The sequence below is a fragment of the Rhizobium etli CFN 42 genome, assembly GCF_000092045.1.
GTDB lineage: Bacteria > Pseudomonadota > Alphaproteobacteria > Rhizobiales > Rhizobiaceae > Rhizobium > Rhizobium etli.
The window spans coordinates 1933689-1956856 of the sequence record NC_007761.1 but is presented as its reverse complement, the minus strand read 5'-3'; the positions used below and the strand labels follow the sequence as shown (position 1 = coordinate 1956856).

The following is a 23168-nucleotide window of genomic DNA, read 5'->3' as shown; positions in this document are numbered from 1 at the left end:
GGGCAAGCAACTGCCTGCCCCCGCAGCCCTACCTCAGCCAAACTGCTATCCGCTCCAACGCCTCAGCGATCTCTCCTTGCGAACCCGCATAAGAGAGACGCAAGGTTCGATGTCCCTCCAGCGGATCGAAATCCAGGCCCGGCGTCGCCGCGACGTTGATTTCTGCGAGCATGCGTTTGGCAAAACCCATGCTGTCATTGGTGAAGCGCGAGACATCGACATAGGCGTAGAAGGCGCCGTCCATCGGCGAAGCGGGCGCAAGGCCGATCTTGGGCAGGCGGTCGAGCAGCAGTGCGCGATTTGCCGCATAGCTCGCCTTGACATGATCGAGCTCTTCGCTTGCGCCAAGCGCGGCCACCGCTGCGATCTGGGAGAGCTCGGGCGGCGAGATATAGAGGCTCTGCGCCACCCGCTCGATCGGCCGCACCAGGCGCTCGGGCAGCACCATCCAGCCGATTCGCCAGCCGGTCATGCAGTAATATTTGGAGAAGGAGTTGACGACGATCGCCTCGTCGGTCAGCTCAAGCGCGCTCGCCTCCTCCCCCGCGAAGGTCAGCCCATGATAGATCTCATCGGAGATCAAGGCGATGGATTGGGCCGCGCAGTAATCCGCAAGCGCCTTCAACCCGTCACGGCCGGTCACAGTGCCGGTCGGATTGGCGGGGCTCGCAAGCAGCACGCCCTTGAGCCTGACGCCGCTTTGCTGCTGCGCCGCCTCGAGGCTCTCAGGTGTCAGGGTGAAGTGGGTCTCGGCCGTCACCGGCACTTCGAGAGCCTCCAGCCCCAGCGCGCCCAAAATGTTGCGATAAGCGGGATAACCCGGTCTTGCGATCGCCACGGCATCGCCGGCATCGAAAAGCGACAGAAAGGCAAGATTGAACCCTGCAGACGAACCTGTGGTTATTGCGATGCGCTTGGGATCGATATCCAGGCCGTGACGGTCCCTGTAGTGCCAGGCAAGCGCGGATTTCAGCCGCGCCGTCCCCAGCGCATCCGTATAACCGATCCGGCCTTCGACAAGGGCGGCGCGTGCCGCTTCGAGCGCAGCTCGAGGCGCGGGATGCGAGGGCTGGCCGACCGCCATCGAGATGACGGCGTGGCCGGCTGCCCGCCGCTTCGTCGCCTCCGCCAACACGTCCATGGCATGAAAAGGCTCGACTTCGCTGCGTTTCGATATGGAAAACAAGATCGCTTCTCGCTCGGCTTCTTCGATATTGGCCAGACAATTGCCGCATTAATCGGGTCATCACAATCCCGCGAGGGCAGCGCAGGGATGAAAATTCCTGTTTGAACAGAACTCGACACCCCGTACCTTGACGCGACGCGTTCGAGTCCATAACCCGGCGAAGGTTTTCTCGACCAAGACCATATCGCCGATGACGAGGATATCATGGCCTTCTTCCCGAAAAGCTTCACCGCACTGGCGCTTGCCGCTTCGATCGCGCTCCCGTTACCGGCGGCAGCGCTCGACGATCAGCAGAAGAAGGAGTTCGGCGAATTCATCAAGCAATATCTGATCGAAAATCCGGAGATCATGCTCGACGTCCAGGAGGCGCTGCAGAAGAAGCAGGAAGCCGCGCGGCTGGTGAAGGCCAATATGGCGATCGAGGAGAACACCGCGAACATCTTCAATTCAAAAGATGACGTCACGCTCGGCAATCCCAAGGGCGACGTGACCGTCGTCGAATTCTTCGATTATAATTGCACCTACTGCCGCCACGCGCTTCCCGACATGCAGGCGATGCTGAAGAAGGACACGAACGTCCGCTTCGTGCTCAAGGAATTCCCGATCCTCGGGCCGGATTCGGTTGCCGCCCACAAAGTGGCCGACGCCTTCCGCAGGCTGGCGCCTGCGAAATATGCCGATTTCCATGTGGCCCTTCTCAGCAGCGAAGGCCGCGCCTCGGAAGACAGTGCGATCGCCGTCGCAGCCTCTCTCGGCGTCAGCGAAGACAAGGTTCGTGCCGAGATGGCCAAGAGCCCGAACGATGGGATCGTTCAGGCGACCTATCAGCTGGCCTCCAGCCTCGGCATCAGCGGCACGCCCTCTTATGTGATCGGCAACGAGCTGGTCCCGGGCGCCGTCGGGCTCGACGATCTCGAAGCCAAGGTCAAGAACATGCGCAGCTGCGGCAAGACCGTCTGCTAAGGAAGCGGGCAGCCGACCGGCCGCTCATCAAATCGCCAAAATCGAAGCGTTTCAGCCATGTGGACAAATGTGGCGCGATTCCTGTCGGCCAACCCGTAAGGGCTTTCATTCAGCCCTCGCGGAGTCTATAGGTTGCCGTCGTGCATTTACGGAACATTCGATGACGCAAACGATTTTTGTCCTGAACGGGCCAAACCTGAACATGCTGGGCAAACGAGAGCCCGGGATTTATGGGAGCAAGACGCTCAAGGACGTCGAGGCAGACTGCAAGGTAGAGGGGCGCGAACTCGGCTTTGATATCGACTTCCGTCAGAGCAACCACGAAGGCACGCTTGTGGACTGGCTCCACGAGGCCGACGAAAAGGCCGCCGGCGTCGCCATCAATGCAGCCGCCTACACGCATACGTCACTCGCGCTGCACGACGCGATCCGCGCTATTTCCATTCCCGTCGTCGAGCTCCACATGTCCAACGTCCATGCACGGGAAGAATTCCGCCACAAGTCGATCATCGCGCCGGCATGCAAGGGCGTGATTTGCGGCTTCGGGGCTCACAGCTACATCCTGGCGCTGCATGCGCTGAAGAACATCACGGCATAAGAAGAAGACAGGGCAACACCATGGCTGAAAAGAAATCGGGTATCGATCAGGCACTGATCCGCGATCTCGCCAACATCCTCAACGAGACGGATCTGACGGAGATCGAGGTAGAGCAGGACGACTTGCGCATCCGCGTTTCGCGCGGCGGCACGCCGCAATACGTCCAGGCGCCGATCGCTGCACCGGCCTTTGCCGCTCCGGCAGCAGCCGCCACTCCGGCAGCCGCCGCTGCCGCGCCCGCCGCAGCACCCGGCCGCAACCCGGCGAATGTCGTTAATGCGCCGATGGTCGGCACCGTCTATATGGCACCGGCTCCGGGCGCACGTCCGTTCATCGAAATCGGCGCCACCGTCAAGGAAGGCCAGACGCTCATCATCATCGAAGCGATGAAGACGATGAACCAGATTCCTTCACCGAAGGCAGGCAAGGTGACCGAGATCCTCGTCGACGACGGACATCCCGTCGAATACGGCCAAGCCCTCGTCGTCATCGAATAGGCCCAAGCCCATGATTTCGAAAATCCTCATCGCCAATCGCGGGGAAATCGCCCTTCGCGTGCTTCGGGCCTGCAAGGAGCTCGGCATCGCCTGCGTCGTGGTGCATTCCACCGCCGACGCCGATGCCATGCATGTGCGCCTTGCCGATGAAAGTGTCTGCATCGGTCCGCCCTCCTCGCGCGAGAGCTATCTCAACATCCACCAGATCGTCGCCGCATGCGAGATCACCGGCGCCGATGCCGTGCACCCCGGCTATGGTTTTCTGTCGGAGAACGCCAAGTTTGCCGATATCCTGGAAGCCCACGGCATCACCTTTATCGGGCCGACGGCGGATCATATCCGTATCATGGGCGACAAGATCACCGCCAAGACGACGGCGCTGGAACTCGGCATTCCCGTCGTTCCCGGCTCGGACGGCGAAGTGAAGACCGAAGAGGATGCGCTGCGGACGGCCGCCGAAATCGGCTATCCCGTGCTGATCAAGGCAACGGCCGGCGGCGGCGGGCGCGGTATGAAGGTTGCCAAGAGCGAGGCCGATCTGATCGAGGCGTGGTCGACGGCGCGCACGGAGGCGGCAGCCGCCTTCGGCAACGATGCCGTCTACATGGAAAAATATCTCGGCAAGCCGCGCCACATCGAAATCCAGGTGTTCGGTGACGGTGAAGGCAATGCCATTCATCTCGGCGAACGCGACTGCTCGCTGCAGCGCCGCCACCAGAAGGTCTGGGAAGAAGCAAATTCGCCTGCACTCAACGTCGAGCAACGCATGAAGATCGGCCAGATCTGCGCCGACGCCATGAAGAAGCTCAAATATCGCGGCGCCGGCACGATCGAATTCCTCTATGAGAATGGCGAGTTCTATTTCATCGAAATGAACACCCGCCTGCAGGTGGAACACCCGATCACGGAAGCGATCACCGGCATCGACCTCGTACACGAGCAGATCCGCGTCGCCTCGGGCGGCGGTCTGTCGGTGACGCAGGACGAAGTGCATTTTTCCGGCCATGCCATCGAATGCCGCATCAATGCCGAGGATGCGCGCACCTTCGTGCCCTCGCCCGGCACGATCACGCATTTCCATGCCCCAGGCGGCCTGGGCGTGCGCATCGACTCCGGCGCGTATCAGGGCTACAAGATCCCGCCCTATTATGACAGCCTAATCGGCAAGCTGATCGTGCATGGCCGCACCCGTGTCGAGTGCATGATGCGACTGCGCCGGGCGCTCGATGAATTCGTCGTGGACGGCATCAAGACGACGCTGCCACTATTCCAAGAACTCGTCTCCAATCAGGATATCGCCAACGGCGACTACGACATCCATTGGCTGGAACACCACCTCGCCAACACGCCGGCGGCATAGGACAGGAATGGCAGGACCGCGCAGGAAGTCACCAGGCATAACCCCTGACATCCTCCTGCGCGCCTATTCCATCGGCCTCTTTCCGATGGCCGAGTCCGCCGACGACCCGGAGATCTTCTGGGTCGAACCGGAACTGCGCGGCGTCCTGCCGCTCGATAATTTCCACATCTCGAAAAGCCTCGCCAAGAGGGTGCGCAGGAGACCTTTCGAAATCCGTTTCGATCACGATTTCGAACAAGTTATCGCTGCTTGCGCAGAAGAGACATCGGGCCGCCCGAGCACCTGGATCAACCAGACGATCAGATCGCTTTACGCGACACTCTTCGAGATCGGTCATGCCCACACCGTCGAAGCCTGGGACGGCGATGAACTTGTCGGCGGCCTTTACGGCGTCTCTCTCGGCTCCGCCTTTTTCGGTGAAAGCATGTTCTCACGCCGGACCGACGCTTCCAAGATTTGCCTCGTGCATCTGGTCGAGCGCCTCAGGGAGAAGGGCTTCACTCTACTCGACACGCAGTTCACCACCGAGCACCTGAAGACGTTCGGCGCGATCGACGTTCCGAAGGCTGAATATGCCCTGCTGCTTGCCGTAGCGATGGAATCGCCCCACCTGAAGTTTTAAGCGGAATCGCTTCAGCCCTGCGTTGATTTTCCAGCCGATTTGAGTAGGTTCGCGAACACAACGGGGGATAGAATTTTGAAACGACATTTTGGGGCCGCGATTTTTTTCGCCTTGCTCACAAGTCACGCCGAGGCACGCCCTTATCGAGAGATGTTCCCCGGCAGAAATTTTTCGGACGCAGAAAAACCACTTCTGCAAAAGCTCGATTTTCAGGAAGGTGCGATCAAGCTGCCCGAAGCGAAGGCGACATTGAACCTGCCGCAGGGCTTTTACTATCTGAACCCTGCCGACACGAAGACGGTGCTTGTCGATATTTGGGGAAATCCGCCGACGGCGGCTGAGGGAAGGCTGGGGATGATCTTCCCGGCGAAATATGCGCCGACCGACCCGGAATCCTGGGGATCAATCGTGGAATACAGCGCGGATGGCTATGTCTCCGATAGCGATGCCGCCACGACGAATTACGACGAGCTGTTGCAAAGTATCAAGGAGTCGATCAGGGAAAGAAATCCCGAGCGCGAAAAGCAAGGTTTCCCAAAAATCACCCTTGTCGGCTGGGCTTCAGCGCCGCGCTATGACAAGCCGGCGCATGCGATGCACTGGGCGCGCGATCTGATATTCGGCAACGATATGAAAGCCGAGCACACGCTGAATTATTCAGTGCGCGTGTTCGGTCGGGAAGGTGTCTTTGAATTCGACTTCATTGCCGTACTGAGCCAGTTGAAGGAGATCGAGGAGGCCATTCCCACGGTCACGAAGCTCGTGGAGTTCGACAAAGGGATGGCCTACACCGACTACGTTGACGGCGACAAAATCGCGGCCTACGGCATGGCAGGAATGATCGCAGCAGGCGCCGGCGCCAAGATTGCCGCAAAGGTAGGGCTTCTGGCGCTTGCCCTTGCCTTCTTCAAAAAGGCAGGCGTTCTCGTCGTTATCGTGCTGGGTGGGGCGCTTCGCTTTGCTAAGGGGCTTTTCACGAGGAATAAGACGCCGACCGCGTAGATTCATTAAAGTCTTGCAGCGTTCCCGTCCCGAGGGAACGCGCGGCTGCAAAGCGCGTAACAGCACCGGCTCAAGACGCCGGCTTCAAATCCTTATTGCATTCATATCGTCGTTGATGCTGCCGCTGGGCGAAACCTGTCAGCGGGTTGGCGCCTTGGCGCTATCGGGGGCCGGCACATCCGAGGTCGCCTTGCAGTCCTTCAGCCAGACGTCGTAGATCGGGTGCTCGACGGCGTTCAGGCCGGGGCTGTCGGCGAACATCCAGCCGGTAAAGATGCGGCGGATCTTGCGGTCGAGGGTAATTTCGTCGACCTCGACGAAACCGTCGATCTTCTGCGCTTCCGCCTGGTCGCGCGAATAGCAGGCCTTCGGCGTCACCTGCAGGGCGCCAAACTGTACCGTCTCATTGACATAGACGTCGAAGGTGGTGATGCGGCCGGTGATCTTGTCGAGGCCGGAGAAGACGGCAACCGGATTGTCGATGCGTGCGGCATGCGCCGCAACCGGTGGAAGCAGAGCCGCGAGCGCCAGCAGCGATCCGGCGCCACGCAGGACCATGTTCCGCGTGAAGAGCTTCATATGCACCCGTCTCCAGACATTTTCGGTTCACGGCCGCGGTCTAGCGCGGCCAACCTGCGGGTAAAGGTCAATTGTGGCCAAAAGCCGGGCTTGCGATCGCCCGGTCGGGCCGTCTCAATTGCCGGGCGTCCAGGCGTCGTAATCGCCGGTGACACGCGGCCGCTCGCCGGGAACCGCGAGCGAGCCCGGCGGACGGTAAGCCTGCGGCGATCCAGTGAGGTTCGGACGATGCGCCTTCTGCCATTCCTTGGCGACGTAGTTTTCCTTGGATGGCGGAACATCGGTGCGATGATGCATCCAACCATGCCAGCCCGGCGGAATGGCGGAGGCTTCGGCATAGCCTTTGTAGATCACCCAGCGCTTCGGCAGGCCGTAGGAAGACATGCCGCCTTCATAATAGACGTTGCCGAATTCATCCTCGCCGACGCGCTTTCCAAAACGCCAGGTCGCAAAACGCGTGCCTATCGTCTGACTGTTCCACCAGGTGAAGATTTGAACCAGAAGATTCCGCATGTCTTTTCCTTGTGCCCGCCAGTGCGGGCCAAACCAGAATTTAGCTCCTCGCTTATGCCGTCGCCAAGCCGAATTGTCCAGCGATTCCGCGAGAGGCCAGGGTCATTTCACGGCCATCTTGAAGCCGAGATGCGACGGCTTGAAGCCAAGCCTTTCATATAAACGATGGGCGTCCTTGCGTATGGCATTCGAGGTCAGCTGTACCAGCCGCACGCCCCGGCCTTTTGCCTCTGATATGGCGAATTCGATCATTCCAGTGCCAACCCCCTGCCCGCGCATTTCAGCCCGCGTCTGCGCCGCCGCGATGACCATTGTCGAAGAACCGCGGCCGGTCAGCGAGATCGTGAGCGTCGCCTGGAATGCCTGCGCGCTTCGCGAATGAGAATGTCCGACAATTCGGCCGTCAGGAGGTCAATGCCCTTCCAGCGTTTTTTCGAAAATCAGCGAGGGAATGCCGGATTGTCCGGGCGCGCTGTTCTCGTTGCGGCCGACTTCGGTGAAACCATGCGCCTGATAGAAGGCGATCGCCGCCGCATTCTGCGGTTCGACTTCCAGACGCATGATCTCAGCATCCGGAAAGCAGGTTTCGAGCTCGGCGAAGATATCGCGGCCGATGCCCTGGCGCTGCAGTGACGGGTCGACGTAGAGGAGATGCAGCATGACCGTCTTCGTCAGCGCCTGCGACAACGCTGCATAACCCATGCCGCCGATGTTGCGGCCATTATCGGCGACGAGGAACTCGGCATCCCTGCGTACCAGCCGCGCCTTCAGCGCTGCCGGCGTAAAGAGATGGGCGATCAGATCATCCACCTTTGTTTTGCCGTGGAGGTCGTCATAGGTGGCGTGAAAGCTCTCCACCAGAAGAACGCGCACCTTTTCGAGGTCACGCTCTCCGGCGGTGCGGACGAAATACACGGGCTATTCCTCGATGCCGAGCTTCGCCTTGACGAGCGCCTGGACCGCCTGCGGATTGGCCTTGCCGCCGGTCGCCTTCATCACCTGGCCGACGAACCATGCCGCCATGGTCGGCTTCGCCTTGACCTTTTCGACCTGTTCTGGGTTGGCGGCGATAATCTCGTCAACGGCCTTTTCGATGGCGCCGGTATCCGTCACCTGCTTCATGCCGCGCAATTCGACGATCTCGGCCGGATCGCCGCCTTCCGTCAGCACGATCTCGAAAAGGTCCTTGGCGATCTTGCCGGAGATCGTTCCGGCCTTGATGAGGTCGATGATCGCGCCTAGCTGAGCCGGCGACACCGGCGTCTGTTCGATGTCCTTGCCGGTACGGTTCAGCGCACCGAGCAGGTCGTTGATCACCCAGTTTGCCGCCGTCTTGCCGTCGCGTCCAGCGGCCACGGCCTCGAAATAATCGGCGATCGCCTTTTCGGAAACCAGCACCGAAGCATCGTAGACCGACAGGCCGAGTTCACGCACGAAGCGCTCCTTCTTGTCGTCGGGCAGCTCCGGCAAATCGGCTTCGAGCGTCTTGATGAAGGCATCGTCGAATTCGAGCGGCAGCAGATCCGGATCGGGGAAGTAGCGATAATCATGCGCGTCTTCCTTGGAGCGCATGGAGCGTGTCTCGCCCTTGTTCGGATCGAAGAGGCGCGTCTCCTGCTCGATCTCGCCGCCATCCTCCAGAATGCCTATCTGGCGGCGCGCTTCATATTCGATCGCCTGGCCGATGAAGCGGATGGAGTTGACATTCTTGATTTCGCAGCGCGTGCCGAAAGGCTCGCCAGGACGGCGCACCGAGACATTGACATCGGCGCGCATCGAGCCTTCATCCATGTTGCCGTCGCAAGTGCCGAGGTAGCGGACGATCGAACGCAGCTTGGTCATATAGGCCTTCGCTTCATCGGACGAGCGCATGTCGGGTTTGGAGACGATCTCCATCAGCGCCACGCCGGACCGGTTCAGATCGACATAGGACATGGTGGCGTGCTGGTCGTGCATCGACTTGCCGGCATCCTGTTCCAGGTGCAGGCGCTCGATGCCGATCTCGATATCCTCAAACTGGCCCTGGCGATCCGGCCCAAGCGAAATGACGATCCTGCCCTCGCCGACGATCGGATCCTTATATTGCGAGATCTGATAGCCCTGCGGTAGGTCGGGGTAGAAATAGTTCTTGCGATCGAAGACCGAGCGTTTGTTGATCTCAGCCTTCAGGCCGAGACCGGTGCGCACGGCCTGCTTGACGCATTCCTCGTTGATGACGGGCAGCATGCCGGGCATGGCGGCATCGACCAGCGACACGTTCGAATTCTGCGGCTTGCCGAATTCCGTCGAGGCGCCGGAGAAGAGCTTCGAATTGGACAGCACCTGGGCATGGACTTCCATGCCGACGATGACTTCCCAGTCGCCGGTGGCGCCGGGGATGAAACGTTTCGGATCGGGCGTGCGGACGTCGACAAGGGTCATCTGATGCTCTTTGCAGGCTGTTCTTTTCCACTGGTGAGGTAAAGGAAACGGCGTTCCGGTGCAAGGCTTTCCCCATCGCGCACCGCGGTTTGACGGAGGGCGGCGACGTTTGCCGTGAGTTAACCGAGGCATGGCAGTGTAGCCGCATGACGATGACCGATAACACCAAATTGGCCGCACTGTTTCTGGCGCTGAACCTCATCGTCTTTTTGGTCTATTTCCTCGACAAACAGGCGGCGCGCCAGGGCGAGTGGCGCATCAGCGAGCGTACGCTTCTAACCCTTGCGCTGATCGGCGGCAGCCTCGGCGCGGTGGCGGCACAGCAGATCCTGCGCCACAAGACGAGAAAGGAGCCGTTCCGGTCGATCCTGGCGGCGATCCTGATCCTCCACGCCGCCTTGGCCATGGTCCTGGCCTTCGCGCCGCTATGGGCCCCTCGCCTTCATCTGGATTTTTAAACTTCAGAATTCCTGCCCATAGCCGCCCTGGCTGTCCGAAACCAGCGGCTTCGTCAGTCCGACAGAGGGTACGTCGCGGTCAAGCTTCGGATTATAGGCGACCGACAGCCAGTGGATGCCATAACCGTTCTTCCGAAAAAAGCCGATTGCCTCGCTATTGCCGGAATGGGTCTGCACCGCTGCCGTCTCGAAGCCTCGGCCGGCGATATCCTTCTCGATGCGTTGGAGAAGGGCTGAGCCGAGTCCCTGCCGGGTGAAGATGGGATCGATCCAGAAATCCGAGATGGTTTCGTCCAGTCCCTCGCGTGCAGCCCAGCCTGCGACCTGGCCGTTCTGCTCGATGACGGTGATGGTCAGCCAGTCATTCTCCACGAAGCTGCGAAAGGCGTTGCGCGCCGCGTCGATCATCGCATCCGATTCGCCGATCGACGCCATCGCCTTTTGCCAGGCCCTGAGCCCGATCTCGCTCAATAGCTCCGCTTCCCCGTCGCGGGCATTGCGAATGTGGATCAACGACACCTCCGCGTTACCCCTCTGACTAGATCACTGAGTCGCGGAATTTACCAGTAGCTGCAAAGGGATGATCAACCGAAACCAGGGTTTTCGACCGGTTTTCACCGACAAGGATGCTCTTGACCGCTTTTTCCGGGCTGAATAATAGATCTTATCGAGGTGTTTTATGTTGAGCCTGCCTGAGACCCGGTAAAGGCCCCTGCCCGCAAGTTTCCTTGCGCGCATGGGCCCGAAAGAACGAAGCCCTGACGTTCGAATGAGCGCCAGATCGTTTTTGTGCGCGCCTACGGCGCGATACCGGATCTCACAACATGGACATTTCCCGCACGGAGCAGCGCATCCTGCATCTCATGGCCCAAGGCGGCCGCATCGAAATTATCCGCGACGACAACAGGAAGATCGAAAACGTCAGTTGCTTTACCCGCGACGGCTGGCTTTATCCCGGCGTCGACCTCGATCTCTTCCGCAGGCTGAAGCGGCTGAAGGCAATCAAGTCTTCGGGCGGCCAACCCTACCGGATCACCGAACGAGGGTTGAGATTGGTTAGGTCGCAGCTGGACAATAGATAGGTCAATTGACCAACTCACCGTGATCGCGCCTTAGACCGGCGCGGTCGGGGCTCAGCATCAAAAATGGATTATTTCAACGAGGCAATGTCAGGCGGACGATTACAACCATTTCCGGCCCCACTATCCCGGGATGTCAAACCTTGGCAGACTTTGCCCGGACCAGCTCCAACGTTGCGCAAGATGAAAGCTGCGCGTTCCGCCGGTTGCTCAAAACTCGCCTGATGGCGTTCAAAACCGTCGGGCTCTAATCGCAGCTGGATGAAAATTCAGTGGCAGGTCATCGCTGACGAGATTCTCCAGCTCGCCGACGTCACTCTGCTCCTTGGCCATGCGATTAAAGCCGGATGCATTGTCTTAGTGAGTTTGATCGCGCACCGGCTGCGAGAGGAATATATCCCCGATCGTAACATGCCCGTTCGGATCACTCTTGTTGACAGGATCGTTCTCGGCATAGGCATACCGGTCGTCCCGAGCCCCTTGCTGCGTCGGATTCCAATCACCTGGCGTGATGAACCGCCCAAATGCTGGGATCGTAGTATCTGGCATTGAGATACATCAGCCGGTCTCGGCATCGAAGCGTTCGCCGATATAGCTCTTATTGGTCTGGAAGCTGGTGTTGGTATCTTCGGCATATGCGGGCAGTATCTCCTGGAGGGTATTGTCTGCCCCTTCAGCTGGCTGAGATTTGTCATAGCTGTATGTATAGTTGCCGTTGGCTGCCATGTCTGTGCCCGAAAAAGCGATCCGTTGCGCTCGCGGAGACTCAGCGAGTTACGTCTGATACCGGCGAAACTCGTGAATCAATAAAGAACTTCTCTCATCTGGTTCAAACAATTTGCTAACGACGATATATTTGCCGGGCTGAAAATCCAAACTCAAGTACGCATCCCCAACTTCAGAAAACGGATAAGCGGAGTCGAAAATTACTATTTCACGCTCTCTTATTTCAACATTGACAGATTCGACGGGATCTATCTCGTCAAGAACTTTTAGATCATTCAATTTTTCGACTACATCAACACCCTGATCTGCATAAAAAATTCTTACTATAAATGGAACATCCCCGGTTCCATAAGAAACCCGTGTTTCCAGCGGCATATCTCCAAGGACGACCGCGAAGCCAGTATTCAGCAGGATGACACCCAGATAATCTTGAACATCACAAGCTCTTTCGTAGTCACTAGAAAATTTAGTATGGATTCCATTCCCGAAGTTAGTCCCTCCGACTCCGAGCCATTGAGCTGCATTGCCCCTCTCTATACATACAAGCGGGCCGCCACCAGATTTAATCCAATCTAACGAATTATTCATGATTATCTAACTCCACCGAGCCATCGGAGCTTCCCGCCCTGTACTGCACATTTTACATTGAGGATAGTAACGTTGAGGTTTTTCTTCTGGATTTAATTTGTTCGGACGTGGCAGAACCTGCTTGTTGTTTTTTCCTTGTCCCCTTCGACACGAACGACAACAACCCTATCTCTGCTGCTTTTGGCGGCCGGCTTGACGCTTGCCCAAGAAGTCCTTCGATACGAGGGCGCACTATCGGATCTTGAAACCGAGATCTGCCGTTTTCAAAGAACCAGCGGAGACCGAACTTCAGCTCGCTGTTCAATGTAACTTCAGCGATAACGGCCTCAAGTAGGACCTGCGTAGGGAAGACATCCAGTTGGCGCAAGAGCTGTTGAACATGCTCGTATTCCCGACGGTTGTCGGAAATCAGCAACGCGTTGTTTTCGACATCGGCAACAATCGAGGTTTGACCTTGGCCGGCTCCGCGCTGTAGCCTTCGAGCTAATTGCAGTCAGTTGAACCGGCGCGGTCAGGGCAAAGCTCAAGCCTTGGTAGACAATTCCGCCCGCATCGCCGACCATTCGTCGGGCAGTGCGCCCGAGCCGCGCATCTTGCCGGCGCGGCGATACCAGTAGTCGGCATTCCAGACGTCGCCCTCGATGCGATGGCAGAGGGCGTGGCCCCAGTCGAAGGGCTGTTCGCCTTCGTGGCACTGACAGATATCGTGAACCGCCTGCCAATCCGCGCCCATCGCGAAGCCGCCGGCGGCAAGGCGATCGATTGCCTCGATCAGGCGCACAAGATCATTGCCTGCCATGTAGCCCTCCCAGTTTCGGCTATCGCTCAGCCTAGCTGCTTCTCCAGGTGCACCTTTTCGCGCGGGACGCCCATGCTCCAGGAGAATTCGATACCGTGCCAGATGATGGTGAAACCGCAGCGTTTGTAAAGCCGGATCGCGCCTATGTTCCTGGCATGAGTGTCGATCCGGGCGGTCGTCAGTCCTTCTGCCCTCATCAACTCGCACAGATACGACAGCAGAGCCTCGCCCACCCCCGTGCCCTGATGATTGGGATGCACCCAGAGATCGGACACCTAGTTGGGTTCGCCTTCACGAGCGCCCCAGCCGACGATCTCCGCGTCGAGCGCGGCAACGAAGATCTCACCCTTTGTCTCCCGCGGAAAAACGCTGAACTCGTGCCCGACTTTGGCAATCACATCGGGGTCGCGATAACTCTCGTCGAAGGCGTCGGCTGCGGCCCATGCGGCGAAGCCGACGGCGCCGACCGTTTCGTGGTCGGCGGACGTCATCTTTCGGATCGTGAGACCGGTTACCACCACTTGGCCGGCGTAAACTTGCCGGCAGCCTGTTCGATGACATAGGCGGTCTTGAAGAGGGTTTCCTCGTCGAAGGCCTTGCCGATCAGCTGCAGGCCAAGCGGCAGGCCCTTCTGGTCGAGGCCGGCGGGCACGGCGATGCCGGGCAGGCCCGCCATGTTGACCGTCACCGTGAAGATGTCGTTCAGATACATCTTCACCGGATCGGCGGCGAGGTTCTCGTCAGCAACGCCGAAGGCGGACGACGGCGTTGCCGGCGTCAGGATGGCGTCGACGCCGGCATCGAAGGCGAGTTCGAAATCGCGCTTGATCAGCGTGCGGACCTTCTGGGCGCGGATGTAATAGGCGTCGTAATAGCCGGCCGACAGCACATAGGTGCCGATCATGATGCGGCGCTTGACTTCCTTGCCGAAGCCGGCGGCGCGCGTCTTTTCGTACATGTCGACGATATCCTTGCCATCGACGCGCAGGCCGTAGCGCACGCCGTCGTAGCGCGCGAGGTTCGAGGATGCTTCGGCGGGGGCAACGATGTAATAGGCCGGCAGCGCATATTTGGTGTGCGGCAGGGAGATATCGACGATATCGGCGCCGGCATCCTTCAGCCAAGCGATGCCCTGGCGCCAGAGGGTCTCGATCTCCTCGGGCATGCCGTCGACACGATATTCGTTCGGAATGCCGATCTTCATGCCCTTAAGCGACTGGCCGAGGACGGCTTCGTAATCCGGCACCGGCAGATCGACTGAGGTGGTGTCCTTCGCATCGACGCTTGCCATCGATTTCAGCAGGATGGCGGCGTCCCGCACATCACGGGCAATCGGGCCCGCCTGATCGAGCGAGGAGGCGAAGGCGACGGTGCCCCAGCGCGAGCAGCGGCCATAGGTCGGCTTGATGCCGACGGTGCCGGTGAAGGCGGCCGGCTGGCGGATCGAGCCGCCGGTATCGGTCGCGGTGGCGCCGGCGCAAAGATGGGCGGCAACGGCAGCGGCCGACCCGCCGGAGGAGCCGCCCGGCACGAGTTGCTGGTTGGAGCCCTCTGCCCGCCAGGGATTGATCACCGGGCCGTAATAGGACGTCTCGTTGGACGAGCCCATGGCGAACTCGTCCATATTCAGCTTGCCGAGCATGACGGCGCCATCATCCCAGAGGTTCTGCGTCACGGTCGATTCGTAACGCGGCTCGAAACCGTCGAGAATGTGGCTGCAGGCTTGGGTGTGGACGCCGACGGTGGCAAAGAGATCCTTGATGCCGAGCGGAATGCCTTCGAGCTCGCCCGCCGTGCCGGCGGCGATGCGCTCGTCCGATTTTCTCGCCATGACGCGGGCCAGATCAGGCGTGACCTTCACATAGGCGTTCAGCCGCTCATTGGCCGCATCGATCGCCGAAATATAGGCTTCGGTCAGTTCGATTGCGGTAATTTCCTTGGCGCGCAGCTTCTCGCGGGCTTCGGCAATGGTCAGGCTGGTGAGTTCGCTCATCGTGTTTTCGCTTCAGATCTTGAAAATGGCAACAGGGTCGGAAAGAGGCTTTGAAAGCCTTATTCGACGACTTTCGGCACCAGGAAGAAATTATGGTCGGTGACGGGCGCATTGGCGACGATATCGGCGGCCTTGTTGCCGTCGGTCACCTCGTCGGCCCGCTTCTTCATCGCCATCGGTGTAACCGATGTCATCGCCTCAACGCCATCGACATTGACTTCGGAGAGCTGCTCGACGAAGCCGAGGATGCCGTTCAGCTCGCCGACCATGCGATTTGCCTCATCCTCGGAGACGGCAATACGAGCAAGTTTGGCGACGCGCTTCACGGTGGCAAGATCGACGGACATGGCATTCTCCGGATAGGATTTTTCTCACCCGCTATAAAGGCCATGTCCGCCCGGTGCAACGGGGTTTCGTCAGATCGACAGGCTCTCGGCAGGCTTCATCGCCCTCGCTTGGGTCTTCGATCCCTCCATGCCGGCAACGAATTTGTCGGCCGTCTGGTCGATGATCGGGAAGGTGCCATAATGGCAGGGGATCGCGGTCTTGAAGCTGAAATAGCGCTGGCAGGCGAGTGCCGCCACCGCGCCGCCCATGGTGAAGCGGTCGCCGATCGGCACGAAGCCGATATCAGGCTGGTGCAACTCGTTGATCAGCGCCATGTCGGAGAAGATGTCGGTGTCGCCCATGGCGAAGATCGAGGCTTCGTCATCGAAATGCAGCATCAGGCCGTTGGCGTTGCCGAGCGCATGCGAGACACCGTCCTCGGTGATCTGGGCAGAGGAATGCAGCGCATTGGTGAACGTCGCGGAGAAGCCGCCGAACGTGACCGTCCCGCCCGTGTTGCCCATCTCGATCCTGTCGACGCCTTTGGAACCGAGCCAGGCGGCAAGATCGGCATTCGCAAGAACGACGGCGCCCGTTTCCTTGGCAAGCGCCACGGTATCGCCGACATGGTCGCCATGGCCATGGGTCAGCAGGATATGGGTGATGCCTGCGGACACATCCTTAATGTCCTGGCCGGAAAAGGAGGCGTTATGGCTGAGGAAGGGATCGAGCAGGATCTTCGACTTTGATGTCTCGATGCGGAAGGCGGAATGGCCAAGCCAGGTGATCTTCATGAAATCTCTCCTTACGTGATGCAAAATCTGATTTCGATGGTAAGGACATATCTCATGCCCCGGCAAAGGAAAGCGGCGGCGGCTTCAATTTCTTTTGACGGGATGAAACGGCAATGACGGTGCTGACGATCGAGGAAATTGCCGAGATACTCCCTCCGGGACAGGCTATCGCCGGCCTTGATCTCGGCACCAAGACGATCGGACTTTCGATCTCAGATCTCGGCCGGCGTTTCGCCACGCCACGCCCGGTGATCCGCCGGATCAAATTCACGATCGATGCGCAGGCACTGCTGGATTTCGCCTCAGCTGAAAAGGTTGCGGGCTTCGTGATCGGCCTGCCGATGAATATGGACGGATCGGCGGGGCCGCGGGTGCAGGCAACACGCGCCTTCGTGCGCAACATGGAACAGAAGACGGCGCTGCCTTTCATCTATTGGGACGAGAGGCTTTCGACGGTTGCAGCGGAACGGGTGCTCATCGAAATGGACGTCTCACGCGCCAAGCGGGCGGAACGGATCGATTCGGCCGCGGCAAGCTTCATCCTTCAGGGCGCCCTCGACAGGCTGTCGTTGCTGGCAAGGTCTGCCGGAGACGAATTCAGCGCCTGACGCGCCTTCCACCAGGCGGCGATCGACTTGCGCTTTCTGAAGCCCAGAACGGCGAAGACGACGAGACTGTCCACCGCAATGGCACGAGCAACGAGCGGCGGGATTGTTTCCGGCGGAACACCGAGAGCTTCGCCATAAATCTCGAAGGTCAGGTCATGGACCTGCCTTGTCAGCATGAAGATGCCGAAATTCATGTCGTAATAGGAGAGCCAGTACCATGCGCCCAAAAAGACGATAGGGCCGGCCCAGAAGATCAGAAACCACTTCATGCGGCTTCTCCTCCTTGCTTGCGGGCAACGGGCAGATCGAGGGAAACCAGCCAGGTCGACAATGCCATGATGCAAAGCACCAGCGCCGGAACTGCAATATCCAGCGCCAGGATTGCGAAGAACATCATTGCCGTCACCAGAAATGCGGCTTTGGCGATCTTACTTCCCATGGGCGTCAACTCGCAGGTTCTCACTCGTACATCTCTGCTCCTCGCCACACTGTCGGGTTAGCCAGCCCTACGCAACGTAAACCATTCGTTAAGGTTAACGCCGCACGGCCTGCCTGTGGATGAAAGGATATCAGCCGTAGACGCCGCGCACGAGACGCTTCAGTGCCGTCGCCGCCTTCTCCCAGTCCTTCGACGTCTTCAGCGATAGGCCGGCGCACCGGCCGCCGGCTGCGCCGGAAAGCACGAGATGCTGGATCGCCGCGATGACGACGGCATTGACGGCTGCCGCATCCAAGCCCTTCGGCGGCGCCAGCGAACCGCGCATGCGATCCAGCCAGAGGGCGAGAGCCTTCGAACGGGCCTCGGACAGCCGCCTCACCTGCTCGGTATTTTCCGATATCTCCCAGGCGAGGATGCGGCGCATCAGCGGATCATTCTTCAAGGCGTCGAGCAGGAGAAGCGCCAGCCGCTCCATCAGATCGCCATAGGTGAGCATGAACATGCCGCCGGTATCTTCCGGAATGCGATCCCTTACCCATGTGCCGAGATCCGCGCCGATCGCCTCGACCAAACCGTCGAGGCCCCCATAGTAGCGGTAGATCAGCTGCTTGTCGCAGCCGGCGCGGCGGGCGACGGCATTTATACCGAAATTCTGGAAGCCCTCCTCCGCCAACAGCCCCTTGGCGGCGGCAAGGAGCGCACGCTCGGTGGCCCCGCGATCACGCACCCGCCGTTCCGGCTCAGCATCGACCGCAGGCAAACTATCAAGATTTTCAGCTTCGTTCAGCATGACCGACCCTTCCCCGCTGTCACCAACCGGTGAGTAGCGGGGAGACATTACCCGATCAATACTATCCCCTTGGGAAGATTGTGGATATTTCATCCGGCACTCAGAATTCAGCGTCGAATGGCTGCGGAAGGCGGATCGAAACCTCCCAGAAATCTCGTTCCGACGGTTGATCGCGATGGACGAACCCGGCATAGCTGCATTATGAACAAATCTAACAATCTCCGCTAAGGCCCTGCAATGGTGAATTATATCGAAGCCTCCTCCGCGCCCCCGAAGAATACGGGCGCCATCCGGCTTTACGATGCGCAGGCATTCGAAGGCATGCGCAGGGCGTGCCAACTGACGGCTCGCTGCCTCGATGCGCTTGCCGATATCGTCAAGCCTGGCCTGCTCACCGACGAGATCGACCGGTTCGTATTCGATTTCGGCATGGATCACGGCGCTTTTCCCGCGACGCTGAACTACCGCGGCTACACCAAATCCACCTGCACCTCGATCAATCACGTCGTTTGTCACGGCATTCCAAACGATAAGCCGCTGCGCGAAGGCGATATTGTCAATATCGACGTTACCTTCGTGCTCGACGGCTGGCATGGCGATTCGAGCCGGATGTATCCGGTCGGCACGATCAAGCGCGCCGCCGAGCGGCTGCTTGAAGTCACCTATGAATCCCTGATGCGCGGCATATCAGCCGTCAGGCCCGGCGCCCGCACCGGCGCGATCGGCGAGGCGATCCAGACCTATGCGGAGGCCGAACGCTGTTCGGTGGTGCGCGATTTCTGCGGCCACGGCGTCGGCCGGCTGTTCCACGATTCGCCGAACATCTTGCATTATGGCCGCGCCAATGAAGGGCCGGAATTGCGCGAAGGCATGATCTTCACCATCGAACCGATGATCAATCTCGGCCGGCCGCATGTAAAGGTGCTCGCCGACGGCTGGACGGCCGTGACCCGCGATCGCTCGCTGTCGGCGCAGTACGAACACACCGTCGGCGTCACCGCCGAGGGCTGCGAAATCTTCACGCTGTCACCGGGTGGCCTCGATCGGCCCGGACTGCCGCCGCTTGCCAGGTGACGACCCGATGGCGAAGGGGCCTGTTGCGACATCTTCCGACGACGAGCTGCCTTTCGAGACCGAAGAGCCTGTTGCCGACGAACGCTCGTTCTTCGGCGGCCGGCCGCAAAAGCCAGCCGCGCGCAACCTCCGGCCCGCCCTGACGGCCTCGCTCGCCGCGCCGGAACATTATCACGGCCATCGTGAACGGCTGCGCGACCGCTTCCGCGAACTGGGCGATACCGCGCTTGCCGATTACGAAATCCTCGAACTCTTGCTTTTCCGGCTGATCCCGCGCCGCGATACGAAGCCGATTGCCAAGGCGCTCATCGAACGGTTCGGCTCCCTCGCTGGCGTCTTTGGCGCGCCGGCGGCGCTGCTGACGGAGGTGAAGGGCGTCGGCGAGAATGTCGCCCTCGACCTGAAACTGATCGCCACCGTCGCGCACCGGACCCTGAAGAGCGAGATCAGAAGCAAGCAGGTTCTCTCCTCCTGGTCCTCGGTTATCCAGTACTGCCACGCCGCGATGGCGCATGAAACACGAGAACAATTCCGCATCCTCTTCCTCGACAAGCGCAACGTGCTGATCGCTGATGAGGTGCAGGGCCGCGGCACGGTCGACCATACGCCGGTCTATCCCCGCGAGGTAGTCAAACGCGCGCTTGAGCTTTCGGCAACGGCGATCATCCTCGTGCACAATCATCCCTCCGGCGACCCGACGCCGTCGCGCGCCGACATCGACATGACGAAGGTGATCATCGAGGCAGCCAAGGCGCTCGACATCACCGTCCACGACCACATCATCATTGGCAAGGACGGCCATGTCAGCCTGAAGGGGCTGAAGTTGATCTAATCCCGCTACGCTGAATAATACCCACCCGAAATACTGAGAAGATAAAGCTTCATGACGATCTCCAGCGGTAACACTGATCGATCGACGCGGCTCTGCCGCGATGCGCTCTGCCTCGATGACTTCGAAATGAGGGCGCGGCGACATCTGCCGAAACCTCTGTTCGGTTATATCGCCGGCGCGACCGAGACCAATGCGTCGCTGCGGCATAACGCAGAGGCCTTCCAGGCCTATGCCTTTCGGCCCCGTGTACTTCGGGACGTCTCGAGGCGCAGCACCGAGACGAGCCTCTTCGGCAATACCCATGCCGCACCATTCGGCATCGCGCCGATGGGGATCAGCGCGCTGATGGCCTATCGGGGGGACATCGTGCTCGCGCAAGGCGCGGACCGATCGGGAATCCCGATGATTATAAGCGGTTCGTCGCTCATCCCGCTGGAGGAGATCGCCGCAGTTTCGCCGCAGGCATGGTTTCAGGCCTATCTTCCCGGCGAACCCGACCGTATCGACGCTCTCATCGATCGGGTCGCTGCGGCCGGTATCGGTACACTTCTGCTGACCGTGGATACAGCCACGCTGCCCAATCGCGAAAATAATGTGAGAGCGGGGTTTTCGACGCCTTTGCGTCCCGGGCTCCGCTTGGCATGGCAGGGCATCTCGCATCCCCGCTGGACCACCGGTACATTCCTGCGCACGATCGTCCGGCACGGCATTCCGCATTTTGAAAATTCCTACGCCACAAGAGGCGCGCCGATCATCTCCTCGAACGTCACGCGCGATTTCGGCAAGCGTGACCATCTCAACTGGAGCCACCTGGAACGGATACGCAAGCGCTGGTCCGGCAAGCTGGTGGTCAAGGGGATCATGCACCCTGACGACGCGGCACGGGCTGCAGATACCGGGGCGGATGGGGTGATCGTCTCCAATCATGGCGGCCGCCAGCTCGACGGCACCGCATCTCCCCTTCAGGTCCTTCCTGAGATTGCGGCAAGTGTTGGGGACAGCATTGCCGTCATGATCGACGGCGGCATCCGGCGTGGAACGGATATCATGAAGGCTCTCGCGCTTGGCGCCTGTTTCGTATTCGTGGGCAGACCATTCCTTTATGCTGCAGCCGTCGCGGGACTACCGGGCGTGCTCAGGGCGGCGGATATCCTGAAGGCCGAATTGCATAGCAATATGGCGTTACTCGGGGTCACCAGGGTGACCGATATTTCCACCGACTACATCACTCGGGCATGAACAACCGTCGCGCGCTGGCATCGATATGGCGAAAGTAATCATCGACGCGGCGAAGGCGCTTGATATCACCGTTCACGACCACATCATCATCATCGGCGAAAACGGCCATGTGAGCCTGAAAGAGCTGAAGGATCTGAAAAGCACAATTCGGCTGAATCGGCAGCTGTAAAACAATCTGTAACATTGACCGGCTACCGATAGAGGAGCGACATTTTTGTCGCAAATGATTCCATTTCCAATCCGAGGCAAGAGAATGTTCCAGTACGATCTCGTTGTGGTGGGTAGCGGTCCTGCAGGGCGCCGCGGCGCGATCCAGGCTGCGAAACTCGGCAAGAAGGTGCTCGTGATCGAGCAGGGTAAGCGCGTCGGCGGCGTGTCCGTTCATACCGGTACGATTCCCTCGAAGACGCTGCGCGAGACCGCGCTCAATCTCTCCGGCTGGCGCGAGCGCGGCTTCTATGGTCGATCCTACCGCGTCAAGCAGGAGATCAGTGCGGAAGACCTGCGTCGCCGCCTGCTGATTACGCTCAACCATGAAGTGGAAGTGCTCGAGCATCAGTTCGCCCGCAACCGTGTCCACCACATACGCGGAAAGGCGAGTTTCATCGATTCCACCACCTTGCAGGTCATCAAGGACGATGGCGAAGCAATGACAGTCAGCGGCGCCAGTATTCTGCTTGCAGTAGGCACGAAGCCTTTCCGGCCGGACTATATGCCGTTTGATGGCAAGACCGTGCTCGACAGCGATGAATTGCTTGACATCGAAGAACTGCCGCGCACCATGGTCGTCATCGGCGCCGGCGTTATCGGCATCGAATATGCGACGATCTTCTCGGCGCTTGATACTGCCGTGACCGTGATCGATCCAAAGTCGACCATGCTCGACTTTATCGATAAGGAAATCATCGAGGATTTCACCTATCAGCTGCGCGACCGCAATATGAAGCTGCTGCTCGGCACGAAGGCCGATAAGGTCGAGCGGCTGGATAGCGGCAAGGTCCAGCTGACGCTCGACAACGGCCGCCATCTTGTGACCGACATGGTGCTCTTTGCCGCAGGACGCATGGGAGCGACCGACGCGCTGAACCTTCCCGCCATTGGACTGGAGGCCGACAGCCGTGGCCGTCTCAAGGTCAATCCGGAGACGTTCCAGACATCGGTTGCCAACATCTACGCCGCCGGCGACGTGGTCGGCTTTCCAAGCCTTGCCTCGACCTCGATGGAACAGGGCCGCATCGCCGCGCGCGTGGCGATCGGCGCGGTCGCCAAGGAGCCGCAGAAATATTTCCCCTACGGCATCTATGCCGTGCCGGAAATTTCGACCTGCGGCCTGACCGAAGAAGAAATGAAGGAGCGCGGCATTCCCTATGAATGCGGCATTGCCCGCTTTCGCGAGACCTCACGCGGCCACATCATGGGCCTTGATACCGGTTTGTTAAAGCTGATCTTCTCGCTGAAGACACGCCGCCTGCTCGGGGTGCATATCGTCGGCGAAGGCGCCACCGAGCTGGTGCATATCGGCCAGGCGGTGCTCAATCTCAAAGGCACGGTCGAGTATTTCGTCGAAAACACCTTCAACTATCCAACGCTCGCCGAAGCCTACAAGATCGCCGGCCTCGACGCCTGGAACCGGATGGGCGACATCAAATCGGAACTGTGAAAACCCCGATGGCATCGCCAC

The 23168-nt window shown here is 59.6% G+C and carries 31 protein-coding genes and 2 pseudogenes; 14 read left to right on the top strand and 19 right to left on the bottom strand.

Features of this window, described 5'->3' with window-relative positions:
- Window positions 1–28 precede the first annotated feature (28 nt).
- Complete coding sequence (locus RHE_RS09570; RefSeq protein WP_011425160.1) at window positions 29–1186, bottom strand: pyridoxal phosphate-dependent aminotransferase; 1158 nt, start codon at window positions 1184–1186, stop codon at window positions 29–31.
- Window positions 1187–1390: 204 nt separating this feature from the next.
- On the opposite strand from RHE_RS09570, the gene RHE_RS09565 reads away from it, so the two are divergent.
- The 6 genes from RHE_RS09565 to RHE_RS09540 all read left to right on the top strand — a co-directional run bounded on the left by RHE_RS09565 (window position 1391) and on the right by RHE_RS09540 (window position 6228).
- A complete protein-coding gene (locus tag RHE_RS09565; RefSeq protein WP_042118333.1) occupies window positions 1391–2149 on the top strand; it encodes a DsbA family protein in 759 nt (252 codons plus the stop codon).
- 160 nt (window positions 2150–2309) lie between these two features.
- The gene (gene aroQ / locus RHE_RS09560) at window positions 2310–2747 is read left to right on the top strand and encodes a type II 3-dehydroquinate dehydratase (protein WP_011425158.1); all 438 of its coding nucleotides are present in this window, start codon (window positions 2310–2312) and stop codon (window positions 2745–2747) included.
- Between the two features lie 20 nt (window positions 2748–2767).
- Complete coding sequence (gene accB / locus RHE_RS09555) at window positions 2768–3244, top strand: acetyl-CoA carboxylase biotin carboxyl carrier protein (RefSeq protein WP_011425157.1); 477 nt, start codon at window positions 2768–2770, stop codon at window positions 3242–3244.
- Between the two features lie 10 nt (window positions 3245–3254).
- Window positions 3255–4604, top strand: coding sequence for an acetyl-CoA carboxylase biotin carboxylase subunit (gene accC / locus RHE_RS09550; RefSeq protein ID WP_011425156.1), 1350 nt, complete (start codon window positions 3255–3257; stop codon window positions 4602–4604).
- A gap of 7 nt (window positions 4605–4611) precedes the next feature.
- Window positions 4612–5226: a leucyl/phenylalanyl-tRNA--protein transferase gene (gene aat, locus RHE_RS09545; RefSeq protein WP_011425155.1), complete on the top strand. Its 615-nt coding sequence runs from the start codon at window positions 4612–4614 to the stop codon at window positions 5224–5226.
- A gap of 75 nt (window positions 5227–5301) precedes the next feature.
- Complete coding sequence (locus RHE_RS09540) at window positions 5302–6228, top strand: DUF2167 domain-containing protein (protein ID WP_042118328.1); 927 nt, start codon at window positions 5302–5304, stop codon at window positions 6226–6228.
- Window positions 6229–6366: 138 nt separating this feature from the next.
- On the opposite strand, the gene RHE_RS09535 is transcribed toward RHE_RS09540, so the two are convergent.
- From RHE_RS09535 to gatB, 5 genes and pseudogenes are all read right to left on the bottom strand, one after another.
- On the bottom strand, window positions 6367–6807 hold the full coding sequence (locus tag RHE_RS09535; RefSeq protein ID WP_011425153.1) for a DUF2155 domain-containing protein: 441 nt from the start codon (window positions 6805–6807) through the stop codon (window positions 6367–6369).
- A 114-nt stretch (window positions 6808–6921) separates the two neighbouring features.
- On the bottom strand, window positions 6922–7320 hold the full coding sequence (locus RHE_RS09530) for an NADH:ubiquinone oxidoreductase subunit NDUFA12 (protein ID WP_011425152.1): 399 nt from the start codon (window positions 7318–7320) through the stop codon (window positions 6922–6924).
- A gap of 102 nt (window positions 7321–7422) precedes the next feature.
- Window positions 7423–7680: pseudogene (locus RHE_RS09525) on the bottom strand (GNAT family N-acetyltransferase); the annotation flags it as partial.
- 51 nt (window positions 7681–7731) lie between these two features.
- Entirely contained in the window at window positions 7732–8235 is a 504-nt protein-coding gene (locus RHE_RS09520) for a GNAT family N-acetyltransferase (RefSeq protein WP_011425150.1), read from the bottom strand.
- Window positions 8236–8238: 3 nt separating this feature from the next.
- Entirely contained in the window at window positions 8239–9741 is a 1503-nt protein-coding gene (gatB, locus tag RHE_RS09515; protein WP_011425149.1) for an Asp-tRNA(Asn)/Glu-tRNA(Gln) amidotransferase subunit GatB, read from the bottom strand.
- A 146-nt stretch (window positions 9742–9887) separates the two neighbouring features.
- Between gatB and RHE_RS09510 the strand changes: the two genes are divergently transcribed.
- Entirely contained in the window at window positions 9888–10199 is a 312-nt protein-coding gene (locus RHE_RS09510) for a DUF1294 domain-containing protein (RefSeq protein WP_011425148.1), read from the top strand.
- 3 nt (window positions 10200–10202) lie between these two features.
- On the opposite strand, the gene RHE_RS09505 is transcribed toward RHE_RS09510, so the two are convergent.
- Window positions 10203–10712: a GNAT family N-acetyltransferase gene (locus RHE_RS09505; protein WP_042118325.1), complete on the bottom strand. Its 510-nt coding sequence runs from the start codon at window positions 10710–10712 to the stop codon at window positions 10203–10205.
- Window positions 10713–11023: 311 nt separating this feature from the next.
- On the opposite strand from RHE_RS09505, the gene RHE_RS09500 reads away from it, so the two are divergent.
- A complete protein-coding gene (locus RHE_RS09500; RefSeq protein ID WP_011425146.1) occupies window positions 11024–11281 on the top strand; it encodes a YjhX family toxin in 258 nt (85 codons plus the stop codon).
- A 555-nt stretch (window positions 11282–11836) separates the two neighbouring features.
- Here the strand turns inward: RHE_RS09500 and RHE_RS33530 are convergent.
- The 9 genes from RHE_RS33530 to RHE_RS09465 all read right to left on the bottom strand — a co-directional run bounded on the left by RHE_RS33530 (window position 11837) and on the right by RHE_RS09465 (window position 16505).
- A complete protein-coding gene (locus tag RHE_RS33530; RefSeq protein WP_166486897.1) occupies window positions 11837–12004 on the bottom strand; it encodes a hypothetical protein in 168 nt (55 codons plus the stop codon).
- 48 nt (window positions 12005–12052) lie between these two features.
- Window positions 12053–12592 (bottom strand): Imm21 family immunity protein, encoded by a 540-nt coding sequence (locus tag RHE_RS31580; protein ID WP_011425144.1) that lies wholly within the window; start codon window positions 12590–12592, stop codon window positions 12053–12055.
- Window positions 12593–12644: 52 nt separating this feature from the next.
- The gene (locus RHE_RS34970; RefSeq protein WP_338060907.1) at window positions 12645–13007 is read right to left on the bottom strand and encodes a hypothetical protein; all 363 of its coding nucleotides are present in this window, start codon (window positions 13005–13007) and stop codon (window positions 12645–12647) included.
- A gap of 108 nt (window positions 13008–13115) precedes the next feature.
- Entirely contained in the window at window positions 13116–13391 is a 276-nt protein-coding gene (locus RHE_RS09485) for a hypothetical protein (protein WP_042118320.1), read from the bottom strand.
- Between the two features lie 26 nt (window positions 13392–13417).
- Window positions 13418–13666, bottom strand: coding sequence for a GNAT family N-acetyltransferase (locus tag RHE_RS35075; protein WP_406867025.1), 249 nt, complete (start codon window positions 13664–13666; stop codon window positions 13418–13420).
- Window positions 13667–13882, bottom strand: coding sequence for a hypothetical protein (locus tag RHE_RS35070; RefSeq protein WP_406867024.1), 216 nt, complete (start codon window positions 13880–13882; stop codon window positions 13667–13669).
- A gap of 20 nt (window positions 13883–13902) precedes the next feature.
- Window positions 13903–15384 carry an Asp-tRNA(Asn)/Glu-tRNA(Gln) amidotransferase subunit GatA gene (gatA, locus tag RHE_RS09475; protein WP_011425143.1) on the bottom strand — a complete coding sequence of 494 codons (1482 nt, stop codon included), beginning with the start codon at window positions 15382–15384 and terminating at the stop codon, window positions 13903–13905.
- A gap of 59 nt (window positions 15385–15443) precedes the next feature.
- A complete protein-coding gene (gene gatC, locus RHE_RS09470) occupies window positions 15444–15731 on the bottom strand; it encodes an Asp-tRNA(Asn)/Glu-tRNA(Gln) amidotransferase subunit GatC (protein WP_011425142.1) in 288 nt (95 codons plus the stop codon).
- Window positions 15732–15800: 69 nt separating this feature from the next.
- A complete protein-coding gene (locus tag RHE_RS09465; protein ID WP_011425141.1) occupies window positions 15801–16505 on the bottom strand; it encodes a metal-dependent hydrolase in 705 nt (234 codons plus the stop codon).
- A gap of 113 nt (window positions 16506–16618) precedes the next feature.
- On the opposite strand from RHE_RS09465, the gene ruvX reads away from it, so the two are divergent.
- Window positions 16619–17113, top strand: a complete 495-nt coding sequence (ruvX, locus tag RHE_RS09460; RefSeq protein ID WP_011425140.1) for a Holliday junction resolvase RuvX — start codon at window positions 16619–16621, stop codon at window positions 17111–17113.
- Here the strand turns inward: ruvX and RHE_RS09455 are convergent.
- The 3 genes from RHE_RS09455 to RHE_RS09445 all read right to left on the bottom strand — a co-directional run bounded on the left by RHE_RS09455 (window position 17050) and on the right by RHE_RS09445 (window position 18342).
- The gene (locus RHE_RS09455) at window positions 17050–17382 is read right to left on the bottom strand and encodes a DUF6105 family protein (protein WP_011425139.1); all 333 of its coding nucleotides are present in this window, start codon (window positions 17380–17382) and stop codon (window positions 17050–17052) included. The two genes, ruvX and RHE_RS09455, sit on opposite strands and share 64 nt — an antisense overlap.
- On the bottom strand, window positions 17379–17552 hold the full coding sequence (locus RHE_RS33525; protein WP_042118316.1) for a hypothetical protein: 174 nt from the start codon (window positions 17550–17552) through the stop codon (window positions 17379–17381). Before RHE_RS33525 ends, RHE_RS09455 begins: the two co-directional genes overlap by 4 nt.
- A gap of 130 nt (window positions 17553–17682) precedes the next feature.
- Window positions 17683–18342, bottom strand: a complete 660-nt coding sequence (locus RHE_RS09445; protein WP_042118314.1) for a TetR/AcrR family transcriptional regulator — start codon at window positions 18340–18342, stop codon at window positions 17683–17685.
- Window positions 18343–18579: 237 nt separating this feature from the next.
- Between RHE_RS09445 and map the strand changes: the two genes are divergently transcribed.
- From map to sthA, 5 genes and pseudogenes are all read left to right on the top strand, one after another.
- Window positions 18580–19416: a type I methionyl aminopeptidase gene (map, locus tag RHE_RS09440; RefSeq protein ID WP_011425137.1), complete on the top strand. Its 837-nt coding sequence runs from the start codon at window positions 18580–18582 to the stop codon at window positions 19414–19416.
- Window positions 19417–19423: 7 nt separating this feature from the next.
- Entirely contained in the window at window positions 19424–20248 is an 825-nt protein-coding gene (radC, locus tag RHE_RS09435) for a RadC family protein (protein ID WP_011425136.1), read from the top strand.
- 51 nt (window positions 20249–20299) lie between these two features.
- Window positions 20300–21487, top strand: a complete 1188-nt coding sequence (locus tag RHE_RS09430) for an alpha-hydroxy acid oxidase (RefSeq protein WP_011425135.1) — start codon at window positions 20300–20302, stop codon at window positions 21485–21487.
- Window positions 21480–21656: pseudogene (locus tag RHE_RS31570) on the top strand (JAB domain-containing protein); the annotation flags it as partial. The gene RHE_RS09430 and the pseudogene RHE_RS31570, both read left to right, overlap by 8 nt.
- A gap of 84 nt (window positions 21657–21740) precedes the next feature.
- Window positions 21741–23147: a Si-specific NAD(P)(+) transhydrogenase gene (gene sthA / locus RHE_RS09425; protein WP_042118311.1), complete on the top strand. Its 1407-nt coding sequence runs from the start codon at window positions 21741–21743 to the stop codon at window positions 23145–23147.
- The last annotated feature ends 21 nt before the right edge of the window (window positions 23148–23168 follow it).

Coding starts and splice junctions, on each gene's coding strand:
- RHE_RS09430 (WP_011425135.1), top strand. CDS start 20,300: ATGACGATCTCCAGCGGTAACACTGATCGATCGACGCGGCTCTGCCGC.
- gatA (WP_011425143.1), bottom strand. CDS start 15,384: ATGAGCGAACTCACCAGCCTGACCATTGCCGAAGCCCGCGAGAAGCTG.
- RHE_RS09530 (WP_011425152.1), bottom strand. CDS start 7,320: ATGCGGAATCTTCTGGTTCAAATCTTCACCTGGTGGAACAGTCAGACG.
- RHE_RS33530 (WP_166486897.1), bottom strand. CDS start 12,004: ATGGCAGCCAACGGCAACTATACATACAGCTATGACAAATCTCAGCCA.
- RHE_RS09455 (WP_011425139.1), bottom strand. CDS start 17,382: ATGAAGTGGTTTCTGATCTTCTGGGCCGGCCCTATCGTCTTTTTGGGC.
- RHE_RS09535 (WP_011425153.1), bottom strand. CDS start 6,807: ATGAAGCTCTTCACGCGGAACATGGTCCTGCGTGGCGCCGGATCGCTG.
- RHE_RS35070 (WP_406867024.1), bottom strand. CDS start 13,882: ATGACGTCCGCCGACCACGAAACGGTCGGCGCCGTCGGCTTCGCCGCA.
- RHE_RS09510 (WP_011425148.1), top strand. CDS start 9,888: ATGACGATGACCGATAACACCAAATTGGCCGCACTGTTTCTGGCGCTG.
- sthA (WP_042118311.1), top strand. CDS start 21,741: ATGTTCCAGTACGATCTCGTTGTGGTGGGTAGCGGTCCTGCAGGGCGC.
- accC (WP_011425156.1), top strand. CDS start 3,255: ATGATTTCGAAAATCCTCATCGCCAATCGCGGGGAAATCGCCCTTCGC.
- RHE_RS33525 (WP_042118316.1), bottom strand. CDS start 17,552: ATGGGAAGTAAGATCGCCAAAGCCGCATTTCTGGTGACGGCAATGATG.
- RHE_RS09445 (WP_042118314.1), bottom strand. CDS start 18,342: ATGCTGAACGAAGCTGAAAATCTTGATAGTTTGCCTGCGGTCGATGCT.
- gatB (WP_011425149.1), bottom strand. CDS start 9,741: ATGACCCTTGTCGACGTCCGCACGCCCGATCCGAAACGTTTCATCCCC.
- radC (WP_011425136.1), top strand. CDS start 19,424: ATGGCGAAGGGGCCTGTTGCGACATCTTCCGACGACGAGCTGCCTTTC.
- RHE_RS09500 (WP_011425146.1), top strand. CDS start 11,024: ATGGACATTTCCCGCACGGAGCAGCGCATCCTGCATCTCATGGCCCAA.
- RHE_RS09465 (WP_011425141.1), bottom strand. CDS start 16,505: ATGAAGATCACCTGGCTTGGCCATTCCGCCTTCCGCATCGAGACATCA.
- map (WP_011425137.1), top strand. CDS start 18,580: ATGGTGAATTATATCGAAGCCTCCTCCGCGCCCCCGAAGAATACGGGC.
- RHE_RS09565 (WP_042118333.1), top strand. CDS start 1,391: ATGGCCTTCTTCCCGAAAAGCTTCACCGCACTGGCGCTTGCCGCTTCG.
- ruvX (WP_011425140.1), top strand. CDS start 16,619: ATGACGGTGCTGACGATCGAGGAAATTGCCGAGATACTCCCTCCGGGA.
- accB (WP_011425157.1), top strand. CDS start 2,768: ATGGCTGAAAAGAAATCGGGTATCGATCAGGCACTGATCCGCGATCTC.
- gatC (WP_011425142.1), bottom strand. CDS start 15,731: ATGTCCGTCGATCTTGCCACCGTGAAGCGCGTCGCCAAACTTGCTCGT.
- aat (WP_011425155.1), top strand. CDS start 4,612: ATGGCAGGACCGCGCAGGAAGTCACCAGGCATAACCCCTGACATCCTC.
- RHE_RS09485 (WP_042118320.1), bottom strand. CDS start 13,391: ATGGCAGGCAATGATCTTGTGCGCCTGATCGAGGCAATCGATCGCCTT.
- aroQ (WP_011425158.1), top strand. CDS start 2,310: ATGACGCAAACGATTTTTGTCCTGAACGGGCCAAACCTGAACATGCTG.
- RHE_RS31580 (WP_011425144.1), bottom strand. CDS start 12,592: ATGAATAATTCGTTAGATTGGATTAAATCTGGTGGCGGCCCGCTTGTA.